This window comes from Microbacterium sp. LMI12-1-1.1, assembly GCF_040676455.1.
Lineage (GTDB): Bacteria > Actinomycetota > Actinomycetes > Actinomycetales > Microbacteriaceae > Microbacterium.
Genome location: NZ_JBEGIA010000001.1, coordinates 1067964 through 1079762 on the forward strand (window position 1 = coordinate 1067964; position 11799 = coordinate 1079762).

At 71.7% G+C, this 11799-nt stretch carries 5 protein-coding genes; 1 reads left to right on the forward strand and 4 read right to left on the reverse strand.

What is annotated here, in order from left to right; translation table 11 throughout:
- Positions 1–2: 2 nt before the first annotated feature.
- The 4 genes from MRBLMI12_RS05220 to MRBLMI12_RS05235 all read right to left on the reverse strand — a co-directional run bounded on the left by MRBLMI12_RS05220 (position 3) and on the right by MRBLMI12_RS05235 (position 10680).
- On the reverse strand, positions 3–4130 hold the full coding sequence (locus MRBLMI12_RS05220; protein WP_363354479.1) for a hypothetical protein: 4128 nt from the start codon (positions 4128–4130) through the stop codon (positions 3–5).
- Between the two features lie 3 nt (positions 4131–4133).
- Positions 4134–7259 carry a hypothetical protein gene (locus tag MRBLMI12_RS05225; RefSeq protein ID WP_363354481.1) on the reverse strand — a complete coding sequence of 1042 codons (3126 nt, stop codon included), beginning with the start codon at positions 7257–7259 and terminating at the stop codon, positions 4134–4136.
- Positions 7256–10048, reverse strand: coding sequence for a DUF6603 domain-containing protein (locus MRBLMI12_RS05230; RefSeq protein ID WP_363354483.1), 2793 nt, complete (start codon positions 10046–10048; stop codon positions 7256–7258). The genes MRBLMI12_RS05225 and MRBLMI12_RS05230 overlap by 4 nt, the downstream gene beginning before the upstream one ends.
- Positions 10049–10218: 170 nt before the next feature.
- Positions 10219–10680 (reverse strand): pyridoxamine 5'-phosphate oxidase family protein, encoded by a 462-nt coding sequence (locus MRBLMI12_RS05235; RefSeq protein WP_363354485.1) that lies wholly within the window; start codon positions 10678–10680, stop codon positions 10219–10221.
- A 207-nt stretch (positions 10681–10887) separates the two neighbouring features.
- Between MRBLMI12_RS05235 and MRBLMI12_RS05240 the strand changes: the two genes are divergently transcribed.
- Positions 10888–11769, forward strand: coding sequence for an aldo/keto reductase (locus tag MRBLMI12_RS05240; protein WP_363354487.1), 882 nt, complete (start codon positions 10888–10890; stop codon positions 11767–11769).
- The last annotated feature ends 30 nt before the right edge of the window (positions 11770–11799 follow it).

The window sequence follows — 11799 nt, forward strand, 5'->3', positions numbered from 1 at the left end:
TCTCATTCGTTCTTCAGGAAGGCCGGAACCGAGAGCGCGACAGCGAGCAGGGCCCTCGGATCGACCGTGTGCGCGTCGACCCGGGACCAGTGGTCGATGCTGATCGCCGGCAGGATCTCCCCCATCCCGGCGATGTCCGCCGGGGTCGCGACGCGCATTCGCATGAGACTGCTGACCTCGTCGAGCAGGTCCAGCAACCGCGCCTGCGACCACCCCTGCTCATCCGGCGGAACGGCGAGCAGGAGCGCTTGGGGCGCTCGTGCCGACGGCGCCTGCGCGTGCACGGCCAGACCTGTCGTCACGAGCGCGGTACGCGTGTCGTCCTCCATGCGGCGCAGCGCCGGCCGCTTCTCGGCCCACTGATCGACGACGAGGCCGGAAAGAGCGCCGCCCGGCGAGAATTCCCGCGGCGGCGAGGTCGGTCCGAGCAACTCGACGACGACCGAGGTCACCGCATGATTCGGGTCGGGAAGTTCGGCATCCCCCGCCCAGTGCTGGGCGCCGAACAGCGCGATGCGCAGTGCTGCGGGGCTCCCGGACGCGCGTCGCAGGGCGGCGAGCGTCGCCCATGCGGCGACCGGCGGCCGCACCGTCGACATGCGGGCGAGCCAGCGGCGGACGACCGCTGCGTCCGTCGCCGCCGGACGCAGCGCGGCCACGATCGCCGGGGCATCGGGGGCGGCGGGGGGATCGAGAACCTGGACGACCGGCAGGCGCCCCACGATGTCGCCCAGCGCAGCGCCCGCGCCGGCGCCGGCGGCATCCGCCGCCGCGAGACGACCCTGGGCGACCGCGGCGAGGCCTCCCACGTAGCCGGCCAGCAGCTCCGGATCGATCGTGGCCGCATCCACATCGTCGCCGATGCCGATCGCGGCGAGTTCGTCAGCGCGCCGCAGCAGTGCGGAGGTGCTCGCACCCGGCGGAACGTCGGCGATGCCCTCGATGCCCCGGCGGGCCGTCTCCAGCCGGGCACCGAGGTCGGCGCCGTCGACGACGTGCCGGGGGTCGGCCGAGCCGTTGCCCACCAGGTCGTCGGGTGCCAGGCCGCGGGCCGACGACAGCACGGCGCGGGCGGCGGCGGCCAGTTGCCAGGCCTCCGCGATCGTGATGCGGGATGCGGCCGGCCCCGCCGGCCGGACGGTCAGCGGCTTCTCCGGCAGTCCTGCGGAGCCCCGACGGCATCGCGCCCAGAACCGCTCGAGCCCTTGCAGGCTGCCGTCGGAGGCCATGACGAACTCGAGGGCGGACACCCGGGCTCGGGCGAGCGTCCGCTGCGCTGCGGGTCCGGTGACAGAGATCGCGATCCGGGTGGCCGGTCCGAGGACGCCTCGGCACCAGAGCTCGAGGAAGGGATGCGCGCCGCTGCGGATTCCGGACACCCAGCCACTGTCGTCGTCGTCCGCCACCCTGGTCGCCCCGCCGACGACCGCCAGGCGGTACGTCGCGCCGTCCTGTTCCGGCGCGGCGAAGGGGATCTGGGGCTCTTCCGGGATCGTGTCACCGGAGACCGCATTCATGGCGGCGGCGGCGCGCGCGGGGTTGCCCGAGACGAGCTGGTGGACGCCCTCGGCGAGCAGCAGGTCCGACACCGCGTCGGCGAGCTGGTCGAGACGGTCGACGCACGCCACGACCTTGTCGAGATCGTCGACTCCCGGTGCGCCCGGAGCTCGGAGCGTCGGCGCGCGCCAGCCCTCGTACGTCTGTGGCGCGGTGAGCACGGGCTCGAGGATCTCCCGACGACGTGCGGGATCATCCAGCCTCTTCAGCAGCCCCAGCCCGTCGACGACCGCGCCGGTGTGCGACATCGGCGTCGCACCGTCCGCCGGCGTCTCGCGCCCGACGACCAGCGGCGCGAACGCGCGGAGAACCAGGAGGAACCTGTTGAGGGAGGCATCCGTCTCATGCAGCCGGCGTTCGAAGCGGTAGCCCAGGAGCGCACCCAGGTCCTGCCCGGCGCGCATGCCGCGCACGATGTCGACGGCCTGCCGCATGCGGGTGCTGCTGACGTCGAGCTCGAGCGGCGAATCCGGCCCGTCCATCGGGGCATGCGTCAGCCGGGCACCACGCAGCACGGCGGCCGCCGCGGCATGCGCCGTGGTGGGGGCCTGAATCCAGCCGACCCCGCTGGCGGCGGCGACGTCGTCGGCGGCGCGGGGCGTCAGCGCGATGTCTTCGAGCCATGCGAACGCGCCGATCGTCACACCGTCGGGCGCGCCCTGACGCACCTCGGAGAGGCGCCGGGTCGCCAGCGACGTCACCCACGCGTCGAGGCGGTGGGAGGCGGCATCCAGGGCGCCCGCGAGCAGCTGCTCGCGCACCTGCGAGTCGTCGACCATCGCGAGGTTGCGGAGGCCGTCGCGGGTGCGGCCGGCGAACGCGAGGGCGACGACGTACTCGACCAGCTGCGCGAGCGCACGCAGCGCCCGCGTGTACGCCCCGAACCGTTGCCGGACGCCGCGCAACCGCGCGGTCACCCTCGTGCGGGCGGCAAGGCTCGTCGCGAGCTCCCCGAGGCGAGACCTCAACAGATCGATCACCCGAGCGCCGCTGTCGGCATCCAGGGCCGCGGGAACGTCGAAGAGGGCGGGATCGAAGATCGCGTCGAGCAGCTCGTCGAACGCGCCCTGATCCGCGACGAGCTCCCGGAGGGGCTCCAGCGTCTCGCGCAGCGCCGGAGCGAGCTCACCGGGCTCGCCGTGCCCGACGGAGTCGAGCAGCTGTCGCAGCTGGAATCGCGCATCGGCTTCGGCTGCCGCCCACGCCGAGCTCAGCAGCAGCTGAAGGACGCTTCCCTCGCACACGGCGTCGGGAGATTGCGCGAGAGCCTCGATCGCGGGCACGTCGTCGTCGGCGACGAGCGGCAGAGCGAGCATCCGAGGACCTCCGAGATGCGGCACGCGCTGCAGCGTGAACGGCCTGAGGCCCATGCCGTCCTCGAGCTTGCGCGTGACGTCATCACGGTCGGCCTCGTCGGCGGCGAAGCGACCGGCCGAGAGCGCCGCGCCCAGCGGGCCGCTGGTGGGCAGCATCCGTCGCACGCGCACGTTCCGGCTCGCCGGCGCGAGCCCCAGGATCCACGGGAGCGTCTCCGCGAGATCACCGACCCGCACCGTGCGGGGCTGCGCAGTCGCCCACATCGGCCACGCGGCGCGTACCGCCCGTTGCACCAGCGCGTGCCCCCGGACGCCGGACGCGAGGGCACTCGTGAGCGTCACGGGCAGGATGCCGTAGGGCTGGCGTCCGACCCGCACCGCCGGGTACGGTCCCGCGGGCCGCACGAACGTCCGCACGTGGTCGGCCACGTCGAGGCGATCGAACGGGCCGATCGCCCGCGGGCGGATGGCCCGGCTCAGCCACGGACCCCATGTCACGGGCCACAGCGCATCGGCCATCCAGGAGGCCCGGGCGTCCACGGCGGTCGCGCCGGGCCAGTCCGCGAAGCTTCCCGCTTCGAGGCCGAGGGCTCGGGCGAGCGTGCCCGCACCGTCGCCGGTCGTCAGGCCTGCGTCGCCCGCGGTGGCGGTTCCCCAGCCGGAGCGAGCGGCATCCGTGTTGTTCGTGGGTGTGCCCGCCGCGACGAGGGCGCGGTCGGGGTGGGCCTGCAGAGCGGCGAGCACCTCACGTGCCGCGGCGGCCGGATCGAGTGGGTCGGATCGGCGCAAGCCGATGACCACCAGGCGCTGAATCGTGGCTGTTCCCGCGCTCAGCGGCACGGTGATCGCCAGGCCCGCGCCGACCGCGGCCTCGTAGTCGCGCAGCCAGATGGCGGTTCCGCCCGTCCCTTCGGCGAGCGATCGCAGCGACGCGATGCCCTCGTCGAAGGCGTCGGTCTCACCTTCAGCGGGCGGCTGATCGATCTTCCCGAGTGGGATGCCGAGCGCCGCCGAATCGATCGGCGCGCCCTCGGCGATGGACTCGATCCCATCCTGCGTGACGATGACACGGAACGCGTCGGGCAGCAGGCGCAGCGCCCCGGCGGGATCGGTCGCGATGTCGTCAGGCCAGATCCGCACGCGGAGGTCGACGTCGCCCCCCGGCGCGTCGCGCCAATACGACTTCGTCTCGACGCGGACCGGCACGAGCAGCAGCGGGAGCTCGGAAGCGGCGTCGAGCCATGGGTCCATGTCCATGCGTCATCCCTCGCCGATGAGTTCCTGCACGCGCCAGCCGACCCGCGCCGGTTTCTGGAAGAGCGCCCACGCGATACGAGCGCTCGTGTAAGTCCCCTCAGGTTCGGGCACGCCCGGCGGGTTGCCCGGCGGTCGCGGCGGCCAGATCCTGGGGACGAACGCGTTGAGATGCTCGCCCTCCTTCTTCCAGTGCTCCCACGTCAGCTCGTCCCGAACCGGCTGAGGTTCGATCGGGTCCTCCGGCTCATTGATGTCGAGCCCGAAGCGCGGAGCGCCGATGTGCTCGGCCAGCGTGAACCAGTTGGCACCCGACGCGGGATGGACCGGATCGGTTGTGGGGTCCTGCGCCTTCGCGACCTCATCGGTGAGGTCGAATCCGGCGAGAAGCAGGTCCGGCGTCAGCGGGATGCGGAAGATCGGCTCCACCGGCTGCGCCGCGTACTTCACGGGGTAGTCCGGCGCGGTCGAACGGACGACCGTCGCGATCACATGGGGGAAGCGCCGGATGAGCTCGCCGCGCACGACGAACACGAGCTTGCCGGCTCGTTCCGGATCGGCCAGAGCCCCGAGCCCTGCCGGTCCGCGGAGGGTGTGGATCGGCGCGATGTCAGGCTCCGTCGTCCAGAAGCGTCGCAAGCTCGACGCGCGGCCGTCTGTGGGGTACTCGCGCCAGACCAGCTCCCGCGCGAACTCGTGGTTGGCGCCGATGAGGAACGAGGACACGAAGCGTCCGTTGGTCTCCATCGCCGTCACCATGTCGTGGGGCTGGATGGCCGCCACCCCCGGCATGATCCACTCCTGGTCGTACCGGTTGAGCGCCTCGATGAGCGGCCGGCGGAACTCCGGCGCCGCCATCACGGTGTCGAGGTCGTCGGGAGCGCGCCCGAACATCTCCGCCAGACCCGGGAGGCGCGTGCGCAGTCGTCGCGGCACCGTGAGAGCGGGCAGCAGCCGCCCCGACAGATCCAGCACCGTCAGGTCGAGCCTCGGGCGCGGCGCCTCGACGGGCTCGGGGTCGCGAACCACCGCCTCGTTGAACGTCTCGAGGACGACGCCGCTCGGCCCCTCGAACAGCGGGCGGATCTCTCCTTCGTCGGGCCCGAACTCCTCCCAGTCGAGCGCGACGCCCTCGATCCCCTCTCCCTCGCAGATCCGCCGGACCTCCTCACCGATCGGATCGAAGACCCAGGCTCGCAACTCGTCTTGAGCGAAGGAGCGATGCCCCGGTTCCGGCGGCAGACCGCTCGCCGGGAACCGCGCCACGCAGGCCATCGGCAACTCCCACTCCTGGCGACTGCGCGCGATCCCCCACGCGAGGGCCACGTCGGCGGCCGCATCGTCGAGCCGACCGGCGAGCGCCGAGTCACGCTGCCAGGCGTCGATCTCCTCCGGGAGCGGAAGGGCGTCCAGCAGGTCCGCAAGGATCGCTGCCGCCTCGCGCTCGCCGTCGACGTGGAAGACGTCCTCGAGCCCCTCTCCTTGTTCGAGCAGACGCATGGGCTCGGTATGGGTCAACACGCCGGGTCCGGGTACGGGAAGCACCCAATCGGCCCCGTTGCCATCGTCGTCCGCGAGGAGCGCGGTCGCCGCGAGCGTCCTCTCGTCCGCCGCCGTGAACCGCGCGACGCGCCCGAAGGGCCGGGCGATCCGTCGCAAGGTGGCGCCCGCAGCCGCGAACGGCAGAGCACTGGCCGAAACGGCGCCGCGCGCGGTGAGCTCGTCGCCGACCGGAATGTGGGCCAGGGCGCGCTGCGTCACGCCGAGCGTGTCGCCGGCGCTCATGCGCGCGATCGTGCGGCGGTGCAGCGCGGTCGACGCCAGTTCCGCGAACCGGGCGCGGTTCAGCACGCGGTTGGCCTCGAGCACATTCTGCAGCTGCGACCATGCACCGGCCATCAGCGGCTCCTGGTCCATCCGGACCACGGATGTCCCGAGCCCGGCCGCGATCCGCTCGGCCGGGTCGAGATTCAACTCGGCGAGCCAGGGCGGGTTCTCTCCCTCAGCAGGCAGCGCCGTCGCGAGCATGTGCGCTCCCCCGTAGAGCGGAGGACCGACCTCCGGATCGGCGTCGGTCGAGGCGGGCGCGTCGACGAGGTCGCGCAGCCTGTCCTCTGAGGCGGCGGTCAGCTGCCCAGGGTCGCCGGGCGCCGGTGCCGTCTCTGCACCGGGCGCCACGAGCGCTCCGAAGACGTCGCGCGGACCGACGGCGCCGGTGACTCCCATCCCGGCATCGGAGGTGTCGACGAGCCGCCGGCCGAGACCTTCGGGAGTGGGGACGCCCTCGATCCGTTCGGCGAGCTCTTCGAATCCGAGCAGCCCCGCGGTCGCGAACTCCCACGTGTCGTACCCCGGAAGAATGACCTTCGAGTCCGGCCCCGCCGCAGGACTCCACGACCAGGCCAGCGTGGCCGTGGGAGCACGCCCGAGAGCCGCGTCGACTCCCGCCTGGAAGGTCGGCACCACGATCGCACGCCACTGCCGGTCGGGTGCCAGCCGGCGCGGTGCGAGCAGTCGCGACAGATTCAGCCGTGGCGACCCCGAACCGAGGCTGCGGGCGAGGAGTCCGGCATCCGTCCTGTGTGTTCCGAGCACCTGCGCGTGCGCCCATCCCCATGCCTCGTCGGGCCGCGGAAGGTCACCGATCCTCAGTTCGAAGGTCTCCGGCAGCTCCGGCCGCAGCGGCGGCTTGCGTAAGGCGTTCTCGGCCGGCACGACGACCAGCCGCAGCCACGGCGGGAGCCTGCCGTCTCCGCTCGGTGCGGTCGGTGTGAACAGCCAGGGAAGGTCGGGCTGGTCGAATTCGATGTGGGCGAGGTCGCCCGTCGTCGCATCCGCCGTGCCGGGTGCCGGGTAGCGCCGGATGATCTGCGCCGGGTCGATGCCGAGCACGGCCCCGGGACCGCGCACCTCAACCGCCTGCTGCACCCGTGCGAGGCCGCCGTGTCCGTCGGACAGGTCGAACGACACGTCGATGCGCGCGGTCGCCGAGGCATCGGTGGAGAACTGCGGATGACGGATGCCGGCTGCGGCGCCGGTGCGGAAGTAGGGCACGAAGGTGAAGCTCTCGCCGTGCGCAGGTTCGGCGATCACGGCCTGAAGCCGTGCCGCGACGTCGACCATGCCCATCACGCACCCACCCTCGTCATCGCGGCGAGTCCGCCCTGGACACCCCGGGCGCTGAAGAGCGCATCGCTCCAGGGCGCGAAGTCCGCGCGCAGGGCGCCGGAGGCGACATCCGTCACGCGCACCTCCGACACCGGGCGCACCTCGATGCGTCGCTCGGCCAGCTGGGGGCGCCAGTCCTCCGCGCTGCGCAGAGCCGAGCTGCCGGCGGGACCCGCGTCCAGTAGGAGCCGGAGCATCGCATCCGAGATGAGCAGGCGCATGGGCTCGATGGGTTCCTCGGGCCGGCCGGGCCAGGAGTCCTCGTATTCGAGCTCGACGGAGTGCGCGAATGGCAGGAGGGCTGCGGCATCCGTCTCCGCCGTGGAGAGGTCGATGGTGAGCCCGCCTTGGCGGTCCTCGAAGTCGGGTGCGCCGAGCTGCTCGTCCGCCGAGAGCTGGAGGAGCTGGCCGATCGCGAACGACTCCGTCACCGAAGAGGAATCGACGGCGGCGCCGGGCGCTCCGCCGACAGCACCGACACGGACGCCGCCGGGGACGGCGAGCCGGCATTCGGCGGGGGCGACGGGCGCTGCTCCGACGCGTTCGATGGTCATCTGCCACGGGAAGCGCCGCTGTGAGCACCGGACGAGCTCCCACGGCGCGACGACAGTGGGGCTGTCGCCGCCACCCGCGGGCACACCAGGGACGGGTGTCATGCGGACCGGCACGTACTGACCCGCGCGTTCCGCGCGCTGCCACGCCTCGGGAAGGTTGAGGGCCTCCGCGACCTTGGCGAGCGGCGCGACGGCCTCGAGCGCGGGTGACGCCGGGCGCGAGGGGCCGAAGGTGATGGGTCCGACGTCGATGCTCGGGTCGGGCAGCGGCCACGGCAGCGAGAAGCGCCCGCGCCCCTCGATGGTCCAGGGGCTCGGGCCGGTCAGGCGACCGGACAGCTGCACGCCGAGGAGCGCGATGCCGAAGGCCTCCACGTGCACGCCGGCGCTGATCGCGACCTCGAACCCGAACGGGTCGAGCTGGATGAGGGCGTCCAGGGTGAGGCTCCCCCGCACGGCGGCGACCGCCACGGAGTAGCCGATCTCGATCGATCCGCCGAACTGCACCGTGTTCGGCGTGACGGCGACGTAGCCCTCCAGCCGGAGTTGCAGGCCGACGGGCGGAGACATCTCTGCGCCGATGCGCCGCATCCCGGTGAGCTCCCCGGGGATCGCCGTGAACTTCGGGTGGAACCCGCCGGCGCTGAGGTAGACGCCGGGGTCGTCGAACCGGATGAGCAGTCCGAGGCTGCCGTAGACGGAGAACAGTGCGATGCGCGAGTTGTAGAGCTCGGCACGCAGCAGCACCTTTCCGCGGCCGAACTGCGCCATCACCCCCGCGCGCAAGTCGATGATCGGGGCCTCTTCGGTGGGGAGCGCCGCCCTGGCAAGGCCGACGATCACGATCACCGGGTCGGGGACGGCGAGCACGACCCCCACGTCGAGCGTGAAGAGGCTGATCGGGCGACCCCACGCGAGCTGCACCATGGGACCGACGACGAAGCTTCCGGCCTTCGCCGGAAACACCCGGCCCAGCGTCTGAAGGATCGTCGGGGCAGCGGCGACGACGTCGGGCGGGAACATGAGCTGCTCCAGCACGCCGTCCTTGATGCCGGCGGCGATCGCGTCGGGCATCACGTCGACCCCGAGGCCCACGATGCCGCCCACCGCGTTCAGCGTGAAGAGGAGCCCCAGTTCGATCGGCACCGGGAACCGCATCGACATGACGACGACGAACGACATCGCGCCGTCGACTTCGCGGAAGAGCCCGAAGGCATCGACCTTGACGGGTCCGATCGTGAGGGCGAGCGCGCCCCCGAACCCGCCCTGAACCACTCTGAGATAGCCGCCGCCGGAGACCGGTCCGGCGTCGAGCGAGATGCCGATCGCCTCGGGCACGAGGAATGACGGGTCGCCGAACGGCTGCTGGCCGGCGAGGATGCGGGCGGGGTCGATGGGCAGCCGGAGTCCGGCGCCGTCGACTCGGGCTTTGAGGACGCCCAGCAGCTCGGTGAGCAGCCGACTGCGGAGATCGATACGCAGGTCGCCGCCCTCGGCATTCAGCGCCAGATCGAGTCCCTGCAGCTCGACCACCTGCGCATCGAGCCGGGCGGGCAGTGCGATCGGCCCCACGGCGCCCCGCGTCGTGACGCCGCGCGCGTCGACGGTGAAAGCGAGGTCGGTCGATGCCGACCCTGCAGCGCCGATGAGCTTGCGGATGAGTCCGTCGGTGCCGCGGCCGAGATCGATGCTCGCACCGCTGCCCGCGACGGTCATGCTGAGGCCCGGCGCACCGAACCGCACCGTGAGCTCGACCGCGTCGACCTGGAACGGCGGAGCCGATGCGCTGGTTCCCTTCCAGGTCACCTCGAGGAGCGGTGAGCCGTTGTCGTCGGCCTTCATGGCGGCGACGGGCGAGCGCAGGCCGAGGCCCTGGAGGAGCGCTCGCGGCGGGGCCTCTTCGATCGCCTTCTGCGCGACCACATCGAGCTTCACCCCGAGAATGGTCGCGGCCGCGTCGACTTCGCCCAGCGCATCCCACAGGTGCCGCGTCCCATTCGCCAGGTCACCGGCGTCCAGCGCCGTGACCGCGGTGGCGAGCTGCGTGCCGGCAGTGGTCAGATGGCCCTGCACCTGCACCGCATCCGCGAGCGGCTTCTCGACCAGTTCCGCGAGCTTCTGCGCCGTGTCGAGGGTGGCGAGCCGGGCCGCCGCGTAGCGCAGCGCGGCTGCAAGCAGCTTTCGAGCGGTATCGTCCACCGCGTGTCCCTGCGCTCAGAACTGATCAGAGCCCGGTGGAGCCCCATACCACCGGAGCGAGGCCCGGAGATCGTCGCACCGGACGACCGCGGGTTCGAGGAAGGCGCATATCTGCGCGTTATCGTCCTCGCCTCCGGACCTGGCTGTCAAGACCGTGCGCACGCACCGGGCTACAGCACGGGCACCCGGTTCTCGTGCTCGTCGAGCACCCATACCTGCAACGCCGTCGCCAGGTACAGCCGGTGGGGAGCGTCTGCCGAGACCGCCGACATGTCCCACGTCGACAGTCCGGATGCCTCGCACTTCGCGTTGAATATCGCAAGCGCAGCCGCGAGTTCGTGGTCCGGCACCTGCGCCGCGGCCGCTTCGACGTAGACCGCGCTCGCGGAGCCTCCTTCGACAGTCGAGTCGAACACGACGAGCGCGATCTCGGCGCGCTGTGCGACGTTCAGCGAGTGCCGCCGCGTGGTTCGGAACACCCAGACATACTGGCGCAGACCGCGCTCCGCGAACCAGATCGGCGTCACCCACGGGCGACCGTCCACGTCGGCAGTGGCGAGTGTTGCGTAGGAGTTCTCGTCGATGATGCGGCGCGCGGCATCTGTCGGCGACTCGTCTGCCGTGAATGTCATGCTCATGGCTACCAGACGGTGCCCGGCCCTGAGAAGGGCGGGCTTCCCCCGCGCCCCACTCCGCGGTCGGCGCCATGCCGGTGAGAAGGATGCGGCGGAGAAGATCGCCAGCCCGACGATGAGCATCTGCGGCGGCGGCCGGGTACCGCCGATCCGTGTAATGGCAGTCACTCCCTCTCTGCGGCGCGCCGTTCTAGCGTCGATGACATGACGAACCACCTGACCCTGAACAACGGCGTCGAGATCCCCGCCCTGGGCTTCGGCGTCTTCCAGACCCCGCCCGCCGAGACCGCCGAGGCCGTGGCATCCGCCCTCGAGACCGGATACCGGCTCATCGACACCGCCGCCGCGTACGCGAACGAGCGGGGCGTCGGCGACGCCCTCCGCGCGTCCGGCATCGACCGTGACGACGTCTTCCTCGAGTCGAAGGTGTGGATCTCCGATTACGGATACGACGAGACCCTCCACGCCTACGAGAAGAGCGCCCGGAAGCTGCAGGTCGACGTCATCGACCTGTTCATCCTGCACCAGGCCCTCCCCGGCGAGTTCGACAAGACGATCGCGGCGTACAAGGCGCTGGAGCAGCTGCTCGCCGACGGCAAGGTGCGCGCCATCGGCGTCAGCAACTTCATGATCGAGAACCTCGAACGGCTGCTCGCGGAGACGACGATCGTGCCGTCCGTGAACCAGATCGAAGTCCACCCCTACTTCCCGCAGAAGGAATTGCAGGCCTTCGGCGCCGAGCACGGCATCCTCACGCAGGCGTGGTCGCCGATCGGCGGCATCACCTCTTACCGCGGCGACGACGCCAAGAGCACCTTCAACGACCCGGTCATCCTCGAGATCGCCGCGGCACACGGCAAGACTGCCGCCCAGGTCATGCTCCGCTGGCACATCCAGAACGGTGTCCAAGCCATCCCGAAGTCGGTCAAGCCCCAGCGGATCGCTGAGAACTTCGACGTGTTCGACTTCGAGCTCACCGACGATGAGATCGCTCGCATCGACGCCCTCGACACGGGCGTCCGCGGCGGGCCGGCGCCCGAGGCCATCACCCTCGAGGCATTCGGGCGCGACATCCCGGAGGAATGAGCCGGATAACTCAAGGAGGAGCGTGGCGCC